This window comes from Mycobacterium sp. E3339 (assembly GCF_001666915.1).
Classification (GTDB): Bacteria; Actinomycetota; Actinomycetes; order Mycobacteriales; family Mycobacteriaceae; genus Mycobacterium.
Genome location: NZ_LZIZ01000126.1, coordinates 17500 through 34855, shown reverse-complemented (window position 1 = coordinate 34855; position 17356 = coordinate 17500). Strand labels below are relative to the sequence as shown.

The following is a 17356-nucleotide window of genomic DNA, read 5'->3' as shown; positions in this document are numbered from 1 at the left end:
CAGGCCCGCCCGAGTCAGGTCCCGATGTCGCCGAATTAACCGGCACCGGGGGCCGAAAAAGGAAGCAGGCAAAATTCGAGTCCAGGGCGGCCTAATTGGGCGATAATCGCCGCATGCGCGATGGAATCAAACGCCGCTGGCGACGAGCGACTCAGCTCACGTATCTCAGCCCGTTCGAACGCACACTCAACCGATCGCTCTGGGCGCTGGCATGCATCGCCCTGGCCTATTGCCTTGCCCAGCACGTTCTCCTGGCCAACACTCCGGAAATCTTCCCGGGTGGTGAGCGACTCGGCGCCGTCGGTTTCCACCTCGCCAACGGCTACGTGGAGGCATTCATCTTCTACCTGCTGGTAGTCCGGCTGCCGCTGCGGCGCGATCGCCAAAACATCTACAAGAACCTGGAGCCGCTGATCGCTCGCGTCGTTGGCGAGGCGACCAATCTCATGGGCACCTTGCACCAAGCGGCCGGCTTCGACAGTCATCGAGAGAATTCGTTGGCGAACGTTCAGGAGACGTGCAGCAAGATCGGACCGCAAACGCCCACCAACATGCTGATTGCGTCGGCCAGCCCCGCGGCGCACACCCCGGTGTTGGATGCGATTCACTTTCACATGGACCGCGCCCGCCAAGTGAATCGGGAGATTCTCGATCTGTCGTCGTTCGTCGCCTCGGAAGTGATCTGCCTGGTGAACGACATCGAAAGCCAGGGCTATTTCCGGGCGTTCGAGTTCGTCTACCCATTGTTCAAGGCCGACCAGCTCGGCAAGTCCGACCTGTCGATTCTCAGCCGACACATTTTCGACTATTTGTTGATTGTCGACCGGCTCGACGCGTACCGCCGCGACTTCCTGCCGGAGCCGGAACCGCGACCCGAGTACCTCATTTCGGGCTCGATGCGCGATAGCGACGAAGTTCCGCTGCGACACTTCTCGACTTCCGGGCGGGGAAACGGAATGCCCACGATGCCGGGTCAGGAGCGCCGAGCCTCGCGGGCCGTCAAGGTCTGAGCCGCACCACCTAAGGCACCGGGAAGATCAGCGGCAGCGACTCCACCGAACGCAGCGCGGCGGTGTAGCTCAGCTGGGTGCCCGGTTTGATCTCGTAATCCGGTATGCGCCGGTGAAATTCGCGCAACGCCACCCGCAGCTCCATGCGGGCCAGATGCGAGCCGAGGCATCGGTGGGGACCGCCGCCGAACGCGCGGTGCCGGTTCGGGTTGCGGGTGAAGTCCACCAGCTCCGGATCGGGGAACTCGGCCGGGTCGGTGTTGGCCGCGCCCAGCAACGGGCTGACCCGTTCGCCCTTGCTGATGGGGCACCCGCCCACCTCGACGTCCTGGATGGCTACCCGCGCCACGCCGGGAACCGGTGTCTCCCAACGCAACAACTCCTCGATGGCGCTGGGCAGCACGTCGGGTTGCTCGACGAGCTGGTGACGGTGCTCGGGATGGCGCGCCAGGTACACGAAGAAACAGTCGAGCGAGTCGGTCACCGTGTCCAGGCCGGCGATCAGGAACAGGAAGCAGATGTCGAGCAGCTCCTCCCGCGACAGCGGTTGCCCGGCGATGTCGGCGGCGATCATGGCCGACAGCACGTCGTCGCGGGGGCTGGCGATGTGGTCGTCTATCGCGCGGTCGAAGTAGTCGTAGATCTGTTGCGCCACCCCGGCGGAGGTCTCGTGGCGGCGGTCGAAGCCCGAATCGCCCTCCGGGCGGATGACGCCGTCCTTCCATTCCAAAAACTTGTCGAGGTCTTCCAGCGGCAACCCGAGCAGCTGCAGGAAGACGGTGCACGGCAGCGGCACCGCGAACTCGGCATGGAAGTCGCATTCGCCCCGGTCGGCGAAGCGGTCGATCATCTCGTTCACCAACTCGGTGACGCGCGGCTCGCGCCGCGCCATCTCCCGCGGCGTGAACAACGGGTCGAGGACGCGGCGGTACTTGGCGTGCTCCGGCGGGTCGATCTGTAGCGGGATCAGCGGCCGCACGTTGCCGAGATCGACGGCGTCCATGTTCGACGAGAACAGCTCGGTGTGCTTGAGCGCCATCTCGATGTCGGCCAGGCGGCTCAGCACGACCGCCTGCGGCGACCGGAACACCGGGCTCGATTCGCGCAACGCCTTGTACATCGGCTGTGGCTCCGCGAGACCCGTGACCGTTTGGTCGACGAACCCTTCGGTTTCTGTCATCTGGTCAGACTGGCACCAACGTGCGCGTTGGGCAATGGCCTAGCCTCAGGCCGCGTCGTGGAAGATCAGGCCCATCGCGTAGCGCTCGCCCGAGCGCACGACCGACACCCCGTGGCGCACCGGCGCCGCGGACCAGCCGCGGCGCGAGGGCACCGGACGCTCCCGCGTGGTGAACACGAAGCCGTGCCCCTGGGGCAATTGCGTTGCCATGCCGCGGGATTGCGCGCGCAGCCGCTGTTCGACGAGCAGGAATTCGCCGCCGGTGTAGTCGGTTTCGGGTTCGCTCAGGTTGATCACCACCTGTAGCGGAAAGACCAAGTCGCCGTACAGGTCTCGATGCAGGGCGTTCCAGTCGCCCGGGCCGTACCTGAGCATCAGCGCGGTGGACCTGCGCTGGCCGGCCGCGTGGCAGGTCGCCAGCCAATCGTCGAGGCTATCCGGCCAGGGCGGGTCGCGGCGCAGCTTGCCCCACCAGTCGCGGGCAATCGGCAACAGCCGGGGATACAGCGCCTGCTTGAGTTCCTCGATCGGGTCGGGGTAGGGGGCGTGGAAGTAGCGATACTGCCCCGCGCCGTACCGCTTGGGCGCCATGTCGACGGTCGAGCGGAACAGGCTGTCGTCGCTATATAGGCCGCGCAGCCGGGCCGCCTCACTCTTGGTGATCAGCCGCGGCAGCAGCGCCCCGCCGTATTCGTCGAGCGCGCCGGTGACGGTGTCCCAGTCGGCGGAGTCGACGCGCTTTTGCCATCGGTCCATCAGGTTCACGATAGGGCCGCGCCGAGCCCGCCGGCCGATAGTTGCTGGCCCCGGCCTCGCGCAAGTAGTAGCGTGAATCCTCGCGGACGAGTTGGCCGGGCGGCCGCGGACCGCCGCAAGGCGGTTCGAGGAAAGTCCGGACTTCACAGAGCAGGGTGATTGCTAACGGCAATCCGAGGTGACTCGCGGGACAGTGCCACAGAAAACAGACCGCCACCCTCGCGGTGGTAAGGGTGAAACGGTGCGGTAAGAGCGCACCAGCACCCCGGGTGACCGGGGTGGCTAGGCAAACCCCACCCGAAGCAAGGCCAAGAAGGCCGCACCGAAAGGTGTGGCCGCGCAGGCGCTCGAGGGTTGCTCGCCCGAGCCTGCGGGTAGGCCGCTTGAGGCACCCGGCGACGGTGTGTCCAGATGGATGGTCGCCACCCCGCCGCCGTTGCTCATGCCGCGGCAGCGGGGAACAGAATCCGGCTTACAGGCCGACTCGTCCGCCCCGCTCAGCGCCGGGCCTTGCGCACCGCCTTGGCGAGTTTGCGCAACGCGTCGTCGAGCTGCTGAGCGCACCGCTCGGCCAGGTCGGCCTCCTGTTGGTACAGCAGGCCGTAGGTGAAGGTGTCCTCGCCGTCGGCGTGCGCGGCCTCGGACTCGTGGCGCAGGTGCTCGCGGCTGACCACGCTGTCCTGGTGGTCACCGAGCAGCGACTGGACGGCCTTCGACTGCTCGGCGACCCTGTCGGCGCCGGTGGCCGCCGCGGTGTAGCGAAGCCGCTTGGCCCGCTTGCGGATTCGGTGGAGCGCCTCGTCGCGGTGGTGTTGGTCGTCCGGCTGCTCCGGGTCCACCTCGGCGACCGCCCTGGCGGCCTTGGCCGCCTTGCGGACCTTCTTGTAGGCGGCGTCGATGGTGACCGGCGCGTGTTCCTCGCCCGAGGCGGCGCCGGGGGGTTGCGCGGCGATCGCCTCGAGGGCGTCGAGCAGCCGGAAGTAGCGCTGCGTTCGCATCGCCATCAGCGACCGGCGCAGCCCGGTCTGATACCGGCGCTGCGCGCCCCCGACCAGCCGCTCGCGCACCGGTCCGCGCACCAAATCCGGTGCCAGCCCGTCCAATTCACGCTCGTAACGCTCCGCAAGCACCTCGGCGTCGCGGGCGATGCCGAGGATGCCGGCCAGTTCGCGGAGTTCGTCGAGGACCCAGGTGTCGGGCAGTCCGAACGTTTCCTCGTAGTCGCGTAGCAGGCTGCGCAGCTTGCGAGTGGTGACCCGCATCTGGTGAATGGAATCGAACGCGTCGGCCCGCACGGCGCGATCCCACACCAACAGTTCGCGGATCTGCTCGGCCACCGCGCGCTGCAGCGGGTGCTCGGCGGGCTGATCGCCGATGGGCCGCGGCGTCGTGCCGAGCACCCGCGCGAGCTTGGAGGCGTGACCGGCGGGTGCGGCGCCGGCGTCCAGCAGCCGGTTACCCAGGCGGTTCAACAGTTCGGTGTCGGGGGCGCCGTTGGACGCCCCGCTTGACTCGATGAGCTCCAATTCCCATTCGCGCCACTCCTGCTGGGTGGGCTCCAGGTCGGCGTCATCGGAGGTCTGGGCCGACCACGCGGTGACGTGGTCGTTGCAGAACTCCGCCAGCGGGGTGCCGTCCGCGGCGTACAACACCTGGCTTTCGCGTTGCGTGGTGATGCGCGCGACCGGCTCCAGCGGGCGGTCGCGGACGATCGCCAGCACGACGTCCACCAGTTCTTCCGGCACGGTGTCGGGGTTGTCCGGGCCGGAGGCGTCCAGCGGTGCCCGCACTTCGGTGCGGACCTCGGGTCCGGCGGGCAGCTTCAGGTGCCACCCCGCGTCGGCACCACCGGTGCGGCGGCGCAAAGTGATCTTGTTGCGGGCCAGGTCCTGTGCCGGGGTGTCGAAGTACGTCGCGTCCAACGTCTGCGTCGGCGACTTGTCGACGTGCGCCACCGCTGCGATGCCTTCGAACGAAGGCGACACGGTGGACTCGCCGACGTCGAACTTGCGCTCCACCTCTAAATGGCGCGAGGTTTGCGGCGCTTTAGCAGGCATTTTCGGCTCCGTTGCGGGCGCGTCGCCGCGGCCTTGAACGTCGGGAACGGTGGTGATGGGCTCCCATAGCCTGCCATATCCCGGTTACCGCACTCCGACCTGGAGGGCATTCGCCAGCCGTTGATCGATTTCGGAGAATCGGTGCCAGTAGCTCAGCCGGGGGGCGGCGCGTCGTGCAGATGCATTGCCAGCCCGCTCAGCTCGCGAATCGTCTGAGTCTCGGGCTCGCGGAACGGCCGCCCGTCGGGGGCGAGCAGGTCGTGGAACCACTCGTCGGGCAAGGCGGGATATGGGTGCTCCCATGAGTCCCACGGGAAGAAGGTCTGGGTTTTCCCGGCGACCAGCCCCCAGTTGAACGCACCGACGTTGTAGCGCTTCGCGATGGGCAGCACGCCCTGGACGGTGCTGCCCAACGGACGGGCCATGTATTCGGTGCACAGGATGGGGCGCCCGAGGGGTGCGAGCTCGGCGATGCGCCCCTCGAACTCCGGCGGCGCGGCGTAGGAGTGGAACGTGATCACGTCGGAGTTGTCCAGCTGGATGCCGCTGATCGCGCTGCGACGACCGGGGTCGCCCCACTCGCCGTCCCAGACCGCGCTCGTCAGCGGCTGGGACGGATCGACCGTGCGGGCCCAGCCGAACACCTGGGGAAGCAGGTCGGCGACCAGGTCGAGCTTGTCGCCCCGCTCGACGGAGCGGTAGTACTTCGACGGATTGTCCGGCTCGTTCCACAGGTCCCAGCCCAAAACGCGGTCGTCGGTGCGGAATTGGGTCAGCACCCCGGTGACGTAGGCCCGCAGCGTGTTCAGGTAGCCGCGGTCGTCGAGGCGCTGCGCGCCCGGGCTCTGGACCCAACCGGAGTTGTGCACGCCCGGGGTGGGGGCGCGCTGCGGGCCGGCCTCGGGACGGGGATCCCAGCAGGAGTCGAACAACACGAACAGCGGCTTGATGTCGTGGCGCGCCGCGATGTCGACGAACTGGGCGAGGCGGACCTGAAACCCCCGTTGGTCCTGCGCCCACAACAGGTCGTGCAGGAAGACCCGCACCGCGTTGAGCCCGTTGGCGCGCGCCCAGCCCAGTTCGGTGTCGATGCGTCGCGGGTCGAAAGTGTCGGGCTGAAACATCTCCAGCTGGTTGATCGCGTTCGACGTGATGTAGTTCGCCCCGACCGGCCAGCCCTGAGCCTGATACCACCGGTTGGCGCGCTCGGGTGACCAGCGGCTTGCCTGCGGCGAGGTGCCAGGCGCGGGCTGCGCGGCCGCGCGAGGTGCTCGGGCCAGTGCCGTGCCTCCTGCCAGCAATAGCGGTAACTTCAGCACGCTTCGGCGGTGCACGAAGTCACCACAAATCCCCCGGTCGATGTGTTCACCTTCGCTCTTGAGAAGCTATCCAAGAGCAATCGTACGCGCCTGCCACACAACGGGTTTGGCGGTTTGGGGGATTACGTCAGAAGCAGTGCTCGTCGGCGGGGAAGGTGCCCTCGGCCACCTCTTGCGCGTATTGGGTGGCGGCCCGGCGCAGTTGGTCGCCGACGTCGGCGAACCGCTTGACGAAGCGCGCGGCCTTGCCGCTGCTGACGCCGGCCATGTCCTGCCAGACCAGGACCTGGCCGTCGCAGTTGGGGCCGGCGCCGATGCCGATGGTCGGGATGGTCAGCTTGCCGGTGATCTGCGTGGCCAGTTCGGCCGGCACCATCTCCATGACGACGGAGAACGCCCCGGCCTCGGCGACCGCGATCGCGTCGTGCACGGTCTGTTCCGCGGCGTCACCGCGCCCCTGCACCCGGAACCCGCCGAGGCTGTTGACGCTCTGCGGCGTGAAGCCGATGTGCGCCATCACCGGGATGCCGGCCGCGGTCAGGCAGGCGATCTGCTCCGCGACCCGCTCGCCGCCCTCGAGCTTGACGGCGTGTGCCCCGCCCTCCTTCATGAACCGGGTGGCCGACGCCAGGGCCGCGGCGGGTCCGGCCTCGTAGCTGCCGAACGGCAGGTCCGCGACGACCAGGGCGTGCCGGGCGCCCCGCACCACGCCGCGCACCAACGGGATCATCTCGTCGATCGAGACGGGCACCGTGGTGTCGTAGCCGTAGACGACGTTGGCGGCCGAGTCGCCGACCAGCAGGACCGGAATGCCCGCCTCGTCGAAGATGCGGGCGGTGGAGAAGTCGTAGGCCGTGAGCATGGCCCACTTGTGGCCTTCGGCCTTCATCTTCTGCAGGTGATGGGTGCGGATTTTGGGGAGCGGCTGCTCCGACGTGCCTGCACCATAAACGTTCTGCTCAGACATCATTGTCCCTAGTGGTGGTCGGGTCGATCCTCGTGGCCTCGCAGGGTCCCCGGGTTCGTCTGACGGTGCCATTCTGCCATCTCTGCTGTGCGGTTGCACCGTCGCTGTGACGTGTGCCATACATGCGGGCCCGATCGCCGTCGCCCGCCGGCGGGCCGGTGGTGCCGCTCATGAGAATCTCAGCTTGGCTCTGGCAGCATATGTGGGCATGGGTCTGTCTTCCCGCGACAAGGTTGCGCGCACGCTGCTGGTTGGGACGGCGTTTGCTGCCGTGGCGCTGCTGCTCGCGGGCTGCGTTCGCGTCGTCGGCGGGCGCGCCCTACTGGCCGAACCCAAGCTGGGGCAGGCCGTCGAATGGACACCGTGCAAGTCCTCGAACCCGAAGGCCAAGATTCCCCCCGGGGCGCTGTGCGGCAAGCTGGCGGTGCCGGTGGACTACGACCACCGCGACGGCGACGTCGCGACGCTGGCGATGATCCGGTTCCCGGCCACCGGCGACAAGATCGGCTCGCTGGTGATCAACCCGGGCGGTCCCGGGGAGTCGGGCATCGAGGCCGCGCTGGGGGTGGTGCAGTCGCTGCCCAAGCGGGTCCGCGAGCGGTTCGATCTGGTGGGCTTCGATCCACGCGGCGTGGGGTCGTCGCGGCCTGCGGTCTGGTGCAACTCCGACGCCGACAACGACCGGCTGCGCACCGAGCCCAACGTCGACTACACCCCGGCGGGCGTGGCGCACATCGAGGACGAGACCAAGCAGTTCGTCGGCCGCTGCGTCGACAAGATGGGCAAGAACTTCTTGGCCAACGTCGGCACGGTCAACGTCGCCAAGGACCTGGACTCGATCCGTGCGGCGCTGGGCGACGACAAGCTGACCTACCTCGGCTACTCCTACGGCACCCGGATCGGCTCCGCCTACGCGGAGGCCTACCCGGACAAGGTGCGGGCGATGATCCTCGATGGCGCCGTCGACCCCAACGCCGATCCGATCGAGGCAGACCTGCGCCAGGCCAAGGGTTTCCAGGACGCGTTCAACGACTTCGCCACCGACTGCGCGAAGAAACCGACCTGCCCGCTGGGCACCGACCCGGCCAAGGCCGTCGACGTCTACCACAGCCTGGTCGACCCGCTGGTCGATCCCAACAACCCGATGGTCGGCAGGCCGGCCCCCACGAACGACCCACGGGGACTGAGCTATAGCGACGCCATCGTCGGCACGATCATGGCGCTGTATTCGCCGACGTTGTGGCATCACCTGAGCGACGGGCTGGGCGAGCTGGCCGACCACCGGGGCGACACCCTGCTGGCGCTGGCCGACATGTACATGCGCCGCGACGCGCACGGCCACTACACCAACGCGACCGACGCGCGGGTCGCCATCAACTGCGTCGACCAGCCGCCGATCACCGACCGCGCCAAGGTGATTGACGAAGACCGGCGCTCGCGGGAGATCGCGCCGTTCATGAGCTACGGCCAGTTCACCGGGGACGCGCCGCTGGGCACCTGCGCCTTCTGGCCGGTGCCGCCGACGAGCAAGCCGCACCCCATCTCCGCGCCCGGCCTGGCGCCGACCGTGGTGGTCTCGACCACCCACGACCCGGCGACCCCGTACAAGGCCGGGGTGGATCTGGCCAACCAGCTGCGCAGCTCGTTGCTCACCTACGACGGGACCCAGCACACGGTCGTGTTCCAGGGCGACGGCTGCATCGACAACTACGTCACGGCATACCTGGTCGGCGGCGCCACACCGCCAAGCGGCGCAAAGTGCTAGTGCGGGTACACCTCTGACGCCGAGCGCAACGCAACGCGCCGGTGCTCCGCAGACGAGACCAAGGCGTAATCGTTTCGCGCCGCTTCGGGTACCCGCGGCTGACACGATGACAGCCATGTCGCGCCTGGGGTCCTTGAGCTCGGCGCTGCTGTCATTCGCGTTGGTGGTGGGGCAATCGGCGGTGGCCGGCGCCACCCCCGAACCCGACGCCGGGCAGACCCCGGCGCCGAAGGCGTCGGTGGCCACGCCGCAGCCGTGGGGGAGCTGCGGTCAATTCGTCACGGACACAAGCGATGTCCCCACCGCGCAGTGCACCACGGTGTCCGTCCCGGTCGACTACGACAATCCCGGCGCCGGGCAGGCCAAGCTGGCGGTGATCCGCGTGCCGGCGACCGGCCAGCGAATCGGCTCGCTGTTGGTCAATCCGGGCGGCCCGGGCGGGTCCGCGGTCGACATGGTGGCCGGGATGGCGTCGGATTTGGAGAACACGCCCATCCGGCGCAACTTCGACCTGGTCGGCTTCGACCCGCGAGGGGTGGGGCATTCCACCCCGGCGCTGCGCTGCCGCACCGACGCCGAGTTCGACGCCTACCGTCGCGAGCCGATGGTCGACTACAGTCCGGCCGGCGTGGCGCACATCGAACAGCTTTATGAGCAGCTGGCGCAGCAGTGCGTGACCCGGATGGGCACCGGGTTCCTGGCCAACGTCGGCACCGCGTCGGTGGCCCGCGACATGGACGTGGTCCGCCAGGCGCTGGGCGACGATCAGATCAACTACCTCGGCTACAGCTACGGCACCGAGCTGGGGACCGCGTACCTGGAGAAGTTCGGCGCCCACGTCCGGACGATGGTGCTCGACGGCGCGATCGACCCGACCGTCGGCCCGGTCGACGAGAACGTGCAGCAGATGGCGGGATTCCAAACCGCTTTCAACGACTACGCCACCGACTGCGCCCGCTCACCGGGCTGCCCGCTGGGCACCGACCCGGCCCAGTTCGTCAACCGCTATCACGCCCTCGTCGACCCGTTGGTCGCCAAGCCGGGCCACACGTCGGACTCCCGCGGCCTGAGTTATGCCGACGCGACCACCGGCACCATCAACGCGCTGTACACGCCGGCGCACTGGAAGTACCTGACCAGCGGCCTGCTCGGGCTGCAGCGCGGCACCGACGCGGGCGACCTGTTGTTGCTCGCCGACGACTATGAGGGCCGCGACCGCGGCGGGCACTACACCAACGATCAGGATGCGTTCAACGCGATCCGGTGCGTCGACGCGCCCACGCCGAAGGATTCGGCGAGCTGGGTGTCGGCGGATCGGCGCATCCGCCAGGCGGCCCCGTTCCTCAGCTACGGGCAGTTCACCGGGGACGCCCCCCGCGACCTGTGCGCGCTGTGGCCGGTGCCGGCGACGTCGACGCCGCACGCGGCCTCGCCGGCGGCGCCGGGCAAGGTCGTCGTCGTCTCCACCACGCACGATCCGGCCACCCCATATCAGGCCGGCGTCAACCTGGCCCGCCAACTGGGCGGCCCGCTGATCACCTACGACGGGACCCAACACACCGCGGTGTTCAACGGCGACCAGTGTGTGGACGGCGCCGTCACGCGTTATCTCGTCGCGGGGACGTTGCCGCCGCCGTCCTACCGGTGCCAGTCCTGACGGCACTGAGCAGCCTGTTTGCAATGTTCGCAATTGTTCCGAGCGCGCATCGGTAACACAGAATTAACAGCTGTTGCCTACTGTTTCGGTTATGGATCGCCAGAAGGAATTCGTCCTCCGCACCCTGGAGGAACGGGATATCCGTTTCGTTCGGCTGTGGTTCACCGATGTGCTCGGCACGCTCAAATCGGTGGCCATCGCCCCGGCCGAACTCGAGGGCGCCTTCGAGGAAGGCATCGGCTTCGACGGATCATCGATCGAGGGCTTCGCCCGCGTCTCGGAATCCGACACCGTGGCCAACCCCGACCCGTCGACCTTCCAGGTGTTGCCGTGGGCGTCCGCCGGCCACCACCACTCGGCGCGGATGTTCTGCGACATCACCATGCCGGACGGCTCGCCGTCATGGGCGGACCCGCGCCACGTGTTGCGGCGCCAGCTGCAGAAGGCCAACGACCTCGGCTTCTCCTGCTACGTGCACCCCGAGATCGAGTTCTTCCTGCTCAAGCCCGGCCCCGACGACGGGTCCAGGCCGATTCCCGTCGATACCGCCGGCTATTTCGATCAGGCGGTGCACGACTCGGCCTCCAACTTCCGTCGGCACGCGATCGAGGCGCTGGAGTTCATGGGCATCTCGGTGGAATTCAGCCACCACGAGGGCGCGCCGGGCCAGCAGGAGATCGATTTGCGGTTCGCCGACGCGCTGTCGATGGCCGACAACGTGATGACCTTCCGCTACGTCATCAAGGAAGTCGCGATCGAGAACGGGGCGCGGGCGTCGTTCATGCCCAAACCCTTCGCCGAGCATCCGGGCTCGGCCATGCACACCCACATGAGCCTGTTCGAGGGCGACGTCAACGCGTTCCACAGCCCGGACGACCCGCTGCAGCTCTCCGACGTGGGCAAGTCGTTCATCGCCGGGATACTCGAGCACGCCTCCGAGATCAGCGCGGTCACCAACCAATGGGTCAACTCCTACAAGCGGCTGGTGCATGGCGGCGAGGCGCCCACCGCGGCGTCGTGGGGCGCGGCGAACCGCTCGGCGCTGGTGCGGGTGCCGATGTACACCCCGCACAAAACGTCGTCGCGGCGGATCGAGGTGCGCAGCCCCGACTCGGCCTGCAACCCGTATCTGGCGTACGCCGTGCTGCTCGCGGCCGGGCTGCGCGGGGTGGAGAAGGGCTACGTGCTGGGACCCCAGGCCGAGGACAACGTGTGGGACCTGACCGTCGAGGAGCGGATCGCGATGGGCTACCGCGAGCTGCCGACGAGCCTGGATGCCGCGCTGCGCGCCATGGAGTCCTCCGAGCTCGTCGCGGAAACCTTGGGGGAGCACGTCTTTGACTTCTTCCTGCGCAACAAGCGCACCGAGTGGGCCAACTATCGCAGCCACGTCACCCCCTACGAGCTGAGCACCTACCTGTCGCTGTAGGGCCCGGCGCCCGCCTTTCCCCTGCGCGCCAGGCGGGTTGCGATACCGTCGTGAGCGTGACCAAACCCGCGACGCAGCGCCCCCGGCTGCCCAGCGTGGGCCGGCTCGGCTTGGTCGATCCCCCGGCGAGCGACCGCCTGACGCAGCTGGGTTGGTACGACCACGACGACCAGGCCCACGTGGACCTGCTGTGGTCGCTGTCGCGCGCCCCCGACCCCGACGCCGCGCTGCGCGCCCTGATGCGGCTGGCGGAGAACCCCGAGGCCGACTGGGACGAGCTCAACGCGGCGCTGCTCACCGAACGCCCCCTGCGCGGGCGGCTGTTCGCCGTGCTCGGGTCGTCGCTGGCGCTGGGCGACCACCTGGCTGTGCACCCGCAGTCGTGGAAACTGTTGCGCGGCAAGGCCAAACTGCCCAGCCACGACGAGCTGTGCGCGGCGTTCACCGAGTGCGTCGACGAGGCGTCGGACGCGCCGGGTTCCGTGGTGCCGCGCCTGCAGACCCTGTACCGCGATCAGCTGCTGTTGCTGGCCGCGCTCGATCTGGCCGCGACGGTCGAAGATGAACCGGTGCTGCCGTTCACGGTGGTGGGCGCCCAGCTGTCGGACCTGGCCGACGCCGCGCTGGCCGCCGCGCTGCGGGTGGCCGAGCTGAGCGCGTGCGGCGACCGGACGCCACCGCGGCTGGCGGTAATCGCGATGGGCAAATGCGGTGCCCGCGAACTGAACTACGTCAGCGACGTGGACGTCATCTTCGTCGGCGAGCGCGCCGACCCGCTCACCACCCGGGTGGCCAGCGAGATGATGCGGGTCGCGTCGGAGGCCTTCTTTCAGGTCGACGCCGGGCTGCGGCCGGAGGGCCGCAGCGGTGAACTGGTCCGCACCGTCGAGTCGCACATCGCCTACTACCAGCGCTGGGCGAAAACGTGGGAGTTTCAGGCGTTGCTGAAAGCCCGCGCCGCCGTGGGCGATCGGGAGCTCGCCGAGCGCTACCTGTCCGCGTTGATGCCGATGGTGTGGGTGGCCTGCGAGCGGGAGGACTTCGTCGTCGAGGTGCAGGCGATGCGCCGCCGGGTCGAGCAGCTGGTGCCCGCCGACGTGCGCGGCCGCGAGATCAAACTCGGCAGCGGCGGGCTGCGCGACGTGGAGTTCGCGGTGCAGCTGCTGCAGCTGGTGCACGGCCGCAGCGACGAGTCGCTGCACGTGGCGTCCACGGTGGACGCGCTGGATGCGTTGGGGCAGGGCGGCTACATCGGCCGCGAGGACGCGGCGAACCTGACCGCTTCCTACGAGTTCCTCCGGCTGCTCGAGCACCGCCTGCAACTGCAGCGGCTCAAGCGCACCCACCTGTTGCCCGAAGCCGAGGACGAGGAGGCGGTGCGCTGGCTGGCACGCGCCGCGCACATCCGGCCCGACGGGCGGCACGACGCCGCGGGGGTGCTGCGCGAGGAGCTGCGGCACCAGAACCTGCGGGTGTCGCAGCTGCACGCCAAGCTCTTCTACCAGCCGCTGCTGGAATCGATCGGCCCGGCCGGCCTGGAGATCGGGCACGGCATGACCCCGGAGGCCGCCGAACGTCAGCTGGCCGCGCTCGGCTACGAGGGCCCGCAGAGCGCGTTGAAACACATGTCGGCGCTGGTCAATCAGAGCGGCCGGCGCGGTCGCGTGCAGTCGGTGCTGTTGCCCAGGCTGCTGAACTGGATGTCGTACGCGCCGGATCCCGACGGCGGGCTGCTGGCCTACCGCCGGCTGTCCGAGGCGCTGGCCGCCGAGAACTGGTATCTGTCGACGCTGCGCGACAAGCCGGCGGTGGCCAGGCGACTGATGCACGTGCTGGGCACCTCCGCGTTCGTGCCGGACCTGTTGATGCGCGCGCCGCGAGTGATTCAGGACTACAGCGACGGTGCGGCCGGCCCCAAGCTGCTCGAGACGGACCCGGCCGCGGTGGCCCGCGCGCTGATCGCCTCGGCCGGGCGCCACCCGGACGCGCCGCGCGCAATCGCGGCCGCCCGCACGCTGCGCCGCCGCGAACTGGCCCGCATCGGCTCGGCCGACCTGCTGGGCTTCCTCGAGGTCACCGACGTGTGCCGGGCGCTCACCTCGGTGTGGGTGGCCGTGCTGCAGGCCGCGCTGGACGCGATGATCCGCGCCAACCTGCCCAAGGACGGCACGGCGCCGGCCGCCATCGCGGTGATCGGCATGGGCAGGCTGGGCGGCGCCGAACTGGGCTACGGATCCGACGCGGACGTGATGTTCGTGTGCGAGCCCGCCCACGGGGCCGAGGACTCGGTGGCGATCCGGTGGTCGACGACGGTCGCCGAACAGGTGCGCACGCTGCTGGGCACTCCCAGCGTCGACCCGCCGCTGGAGGTCGACGCCAACCTGCGGCCCGAAGGCCGGCAGGGCCCGCTGGTGCGCACGCTGGGTGCCTACGCCGCCTATTACGAGCAGTGGGCGCAGCCGTGGGAGATTCAGGCGCTGCTGCGCGCGCACGCGGTCGCCGGCGACGCGGACCTGGGGCAGCGTTTCCTGTTGATGGCCGACCGGACGCGCTACCCGGCCGACGGGGTGTCCGCCGAGGCGGTGCGGGAGATCCGCCGCATCAAGGCCCGCGTCGACGCCGAGCGGCTGCCGCGCGGCGCTGACCCGAACACGCACACCAAGCTGGGCCGCGGCGGGCTGGCCGACGTCGAATGGACCGTGCAGCTGATGCAGCTGCGGCACGCGCACCGAATTCCCGCCCTGCACAACACCTCCACGCTGCAGTGCCTGGACGCGATCGCCGCGGCCGACCTGGTGCCCGCCGATGAGGTCGACCTGCTCCGGCAGGCGTGGCTGACCGCGACCCGGGCGCGCAACGCGCTGGTGCTGGTCCGCGGCAAGCCGACCGACCAGCTGCCCGGGCCGGGCCGCCAGCTCAACGCGGTCGCGGTGGCCGCGGGCTGGCCGACCGATGACGGCGGGGAGTTCTTGGACAACTATCTGCGGGTCACGCGGCGGGCAAAAGCCGTGGTACGAAAGGTGTTTGGAAGTTGACTCAGGAGACCGGCGCGTTGGACGCCATATTCGAGGTGCTCGACGCGGCGGAGGCTCAGCGCGTGACCGCCCTGTATGCCCCGTTGGCCGACGCCGTGCGCGAGCTTGTCGACGCGACCATCCGGACCGAGGTCGACGACGACGCCGTCACCCAGGCGCGCGCCGCGATCGAGGCCGTCACCCGGTCGCTGCGGCAACGGACCCGGCCGATGGGCGTGAGCTACCGCGTCAACGGCCGACCGCTGCCGCTGGGCAACGCCGCGATCGGCGTGTGCAACCCGATCGCGCCGCCGATCGTCGTCCACCACGACGGCGGCGGCCGCTGCTGGAGCGAGTTCGTCCTCGGCTCGGCGTACGAGGGCCCGCCGAAACTGGTGCACGGCGGCGTCAGCGCGCTGGTGCTCGACCACATGCTCGGCGAGGCGGCCAGCGAGGGGCTGTCCAAGGCGCGCTTCACCGGCACCATCACCGTCAAGTACCGGCGCGGCACCCCGTTGGGCCCGCTGCGGTCCGAGGCGTGGGTGGACGGCAGGGAAGGCGTCAAAGTGTTTGCGCGCGGCACGATTTCAGACGCGAACGGGGTCACCGTCGAGGCCGAAGGCGTCTTCATCGAGCCGGCGTGGGCGCGGGAAGCCGAATGAAGTTCTACATCAGCAGCGCGTTTTTGAACATCCGGGAGATCATCGAGCTGGCCAAGGCCGCCGACGAACTCGGCTACGACGGCATCGGGATCCCCGACCACGTCGTCAACCTGGAGACCCTGGACACGCCGTACCCGTACACCAAGGACGGGGAGCGCCGTTGGCAGCCGTTCACCGACTGGCCCGATCCGTGGGTGCTGGTCGGCGCGCTGGCTCAGGTCACCACGCGCCTGCGGTTCGTCACGACCGTCTACATTCCCGCGATGCGCAACCCCTATTCGGCCGCGAAAGCCATTGGCACCGCGGCGGTTCTGGCGTCGGGTCGGGTGGAGCTCGGCATCGGCGTCGGCTGGTGCCGGGAAGAATTCGCGTTGATGGGGGAGCGGTTCGAGGCCCGCGGGAAACGGACCGACGAAATCATCGACCTGATGCGGGCGCTGTGGCGGCCGGGCTGGGCGGAGTTCGAGGGCGAGTTCTACCGCGCACCGCGGCTGGAGATGGAGCCGACGCCGCCGCCGATACCGGTGTATGTCGGCGGGCTCAGCGACATCGCGCTGCGCCGCGCCGCCCGCAACGACGGCTGGATCGGCGACCTGATCAAGACCGAGCGCGCCATCGAGGCCGTGGGCAAGCTGCGGGAGTTGCGCGCCGAAAACGGTTTGTCTTTCCACGATTTCACCGTGTTGACGCCGCTGACCGACGCCTTCACCACCGCCGACTACCAGCGCGCCGCCGACGCGGGCATCACCGGCATCATCACCATGCCCTGGATGTTCTACACCGGACCTGATGCGTCGCTGGAGGACAAGATCGACGGCATGCAGCGCTTCCGCAAGGACTTGGCGCTCGACGGTTAGCTCGGGCTGGTTTGCCGCGACACTGAATCCTTGGCGGCGACACGCCGTTGAAGTTCGCCGTAGTTTCAGTCTCGCGAGAGGATGACGGGATGCCAATCGGTCGGGTTCGCCCGGCGTCCACATCGGATGCCGAGGCGTGCCTTGCGATCTATCGGCCCTATGTCACCGACACGACCATCAGCTGGGAGCTCGAAGTCCCCAGCGTTGCGGAGATGGCCGGCCGGATCGCCGACGCCCACGAATGGTTGGTGCTCGAACGGGCGGGTCGCGTAGTCGGCTTCGCGTACGGCCATGTGCTCTGGCGCCTGCCCAGCTTTCAATGGTCGGTCGAGACGGGCATCTACGTCGACCCCGCCCGTCACCGCACGGGCTGCGGCCGCCAGCTCTACACGGAACTACTGCGCCGGCTCGCCGAGCGCGGGTACCGGCAAGCGCTCGCCGGCATCACCCAGCCGAACGAGGCCAGCAACGCGTTCCACCGGTCGTTCGGATTCCGCGACGCCGGCCTATATCGGCGCGTCGCATGGAAACACGGCCGCTGGCACGACGTCGCGTGGATGCAAGTCGACCTGGCGGGGACGGCCGATCCCGACGAGCCGCCCCGCCCGATTGCGTGAAGGGTTAGCGGCCGCCGCCGGCGCCGCCGCCGACGAAGCCCCCGCCGGCCCCGCCGCCGACAAAGC

At 69.0% G+C, this 17356-nt stretch carries 13 protein-coding genes and 1 other RNA gene; 9 read left to right on the top strand and 5 right to left on the bottom strand.

Annotation, left to right across the window (positions count from 1 at the left end):
- Nucleotides 1-95: 95 nt before the first annotated feature.
- Nucleotides 96-1010 carry a hypothetical protein gene (locus A5702_RS11525; RefSeq protein WP_156669580.1) on the top strand — a complete coding sequence of 305 codons (915 nt, stop codon included), beginning with the start codon at nucleotides 96-98 and terminating at the stop codon, nucleotides 1008-1010.
- 10 nt (nucleotides 1011-1020) lie between these two features.
- On the opposite strand, the gene A5702_RS11520 is transcribed toward A5702_RS11525, so the two are convergent.
- The gene (locus tag A5702_RS11520) at nucleotides 1021-2190 is read right to left on the bottom strand and encodes a cytochrome P450 (protein ID WP_068220784.1); all 1170 of its coding nucleotides are present in this window, start codon (nucleotides 2188-2190) and stop codon (nucleotides 1021-1023) included.
- A gap of 45 nt (nucleotides 2191-2235) precedes the next feature.
- Nucleotides 2236-2946, bottom strand: coding sequence for a 2OG-Fe(II) oxygenase (locus tag A5702_RS11515; protein WP_055404400.1), 711 nt, complete (start codon nucleotides 2944-2946; stop codon nucleotides 2236-2238).
- Between the two features lie 87 nt (nucleotides 2947-3033).
- On the opposite strand from A5702_RS11515, the gene rnpB reads away from it, so the two are divergent.
- An RNA gene (rnpB, locus tag A5702_RS11510) (RNase P RNA component class A) lies at nucleotides 3034-3437 on the top strand.
- A gap of 6 nt (nucleotides 3438-3443) precedes the next feature.
- Here the strand turns inward: rnpB and A5702_RS11505 are convergent.
- From A5702_RS11505 to panB, 3 genes are all read right to left on the bottom strand, one after another.
- Entirely contained in the window at nucleotides 3444-5003 is a 1560-nt protein-coding gene (locus A5702_RS11505) for a CYTH and CHAD domain-containing protein (protein WP_068220781.1), read from the bottom strand.
- A gap of 152 nt (nucleotides 5004-5155) precedes the next feature.
- Nucleotides 5156-6337, bottom strand: a complete 1182-nt coding sequence (locus A5702_RS11500; protein ID WP_068220778.1) for a 1,4-beta-xylanase — start codon at nucleotides 6335-6337, stop codon at nucleotides 5156-5158.
- Between the two features lie 112 nt (nucleotides 6338-6449).
- Complete coding sequence (panB, locus tag A5702_RS11495; RefSeq protein ID WP_055404019.1) at nucleotides 6450-7289, bottom strand: 3-methyl-2-oxobutanoate hydroxymethyltransferase; 840 nt, start codon at nucleotides 7287-7289, stop codon at nucleotides 6450-6452.
- A 202-nt stretch (nucleotides 7290-7491) separates the two neighbouring features.
- Between panB and A5702_RS11490 the strand changes: the two genes are divergently transcribed.
- The 7 genes from A5702_RS11490 to A5702_RS11460 all read left to right on the top strand — a co-directional run bounded on the left by A5702_RS11490 (nucleotide 7492) and on the right by A5702_RS11460 (nucleotide 17290).
- Nucleotides 7492-9054 (top strand): alpha/beta hydrolase, encoded by a 1563-nt coding sequence (locus tag A5702_RS11490; protein WP_156669582.1) that lies wholly within the window; start codon nucleotides 7492-7494, stop codon nucleotides 9052-9054.
- Between the two features lie 106 nt (nucleotides 9055-9160).
- The gene (locus A5702_RS11485; protein ID WP_156669579.1) at nucleotides 9161-10711 is read left to right on the top strand and encodes an alpha/beta hydrolase; all 1551 of its coding nucleotides are present in this window, start codon (nucleotides 9161-9163) and stop codon (nucleotides 10709-10711) included.
- Between the two features lie 91 nt (nucleotides 10712-10802).
- Complete coding sequence (locus A5702_RS11480) at nucleotides 10803-12140, top strand: glutamine synthetase family protein (RefSeq protein ID WP_055404002.1); 1338 nt, start codon at nucleotides 10803-10805, stop codon at nucleotides 12138-12140.
- 50 nt (nucleotides 12141-12190) lie between these two features.
- The gene (locus A5702_RS11475; protein WP_068220773.1) at nucleotides 12191-15175 is read left to right on the top strand and encodes a bifunctional [glutamine synthetase] adenylyltransferase/[glutamine synthetase]-adenylyl-L-tyrosine phosphorylase; all 2985 of its coding nucleotides are present in this window, start codon (nucleotides 12191-12193) and stop codon (nucleotides 15173-15175) included.
- Nucleotides 15172-15816 carry a PaaI family thioesterase gene (locus tag A5702_RS11470; RefSeq protein ID WP_068220771.1) on the top strand — a complete coding sequence of 215 codons (645 nt, stop codon included), beginning with the start codon at nucleotides 15172-15174 and terminating at the stop codon, nucleotides 15814-15816. Before A5702_RS11475 ends, A5702_RS11470 begins: the two co-directional genes overlap by 4 nt.
- Nucleotides 15813-16673, top strand: coding sequence for a TIGR03619 family F420-dependent LLM class oxidoreductase (locus A5702_RS11465; protein WP_068220768.1), 861 nt, complete (start codon nucleotides 15813-15815; stop codon nucleotides 16671-16673). Before A5702_RS11470 ends, A5702_RS11465 begins: the two co-directional genes overlap by 4 nt.
- 89 nt (nucleotides 16674-16762) lie before the next feature.
- On the top strand, nucleotides 16763-17290 hold the full coding sequence (locus A5702_RS11460; RefSeq protein ID WP_068220766.1) for a GNAT family N-acetyltransferase: 528 nt from the start codon (nucleotides 16763-16765) through the stop codon (nucleotides 17288-17290).
- Nucleotides 17291-17356: the final 66 nt, after the last annotated feature.

Bases quoted from the DNA above. Each gene is read 5' to 3' on its own strand.
- panB (WP_055404019.1), bottom strand. From the start codon at position 7,289: ATGTCTGAGCAGAACGTTTATGGTGCAGGCACGTCGGAGCAGCCGCTC.
- A5702_RS11485 (WP_156669579.1), top strand. From the start codon at position 9,161: ATGACAGCCATGTCGCGCCTGGGGTCCTTGAGCTCGGCGCTGCTGTCA.
- A5702_RS11465 (WP_068220768.1), top strand. From the start codon at position 15,813: ATGAAGTTCTACATCAGCAGCGCGTTTTTGAACATCCGGGAGATCATC.
- A5702_RS11515 (WP_055404400.1), bottom strand. From the start codon at position 2,946: ATGGACCGATGGCAAAAGCGCGTCGACTCCGCCGACTGGGACACCGTC.
- A5702_RS11520 (WP_068220784.1), bottom strand. From the start codon at position 2,190: ATGACAGAAACCGAAGGGTTCGTCGACCAAACGGTCACGGGTCTCGCG.
- A5702_RS11505 (WP_068220781.1), bottom strand. From the start codon at position 5,003: ATGCCTGCTAAAGCGCCGCAAACCTCGCGCCATTTAGAGGTGGAGCGC.
- A5702_RS11480 (WP_055404002.1), top strand. From the start codon at position 10,803: ATGGATCGCCAGAAGGAATTCGTCCTCCGCACCCTGGAGGAACGGGAT.
- A5702_RS11460 (WP_068220766.1), top strand. From the start codon at position 16,763: ATGCCAATCGGTCGGGTTCGCCCGGCGTCCACATCGGATGCCGAGGCG.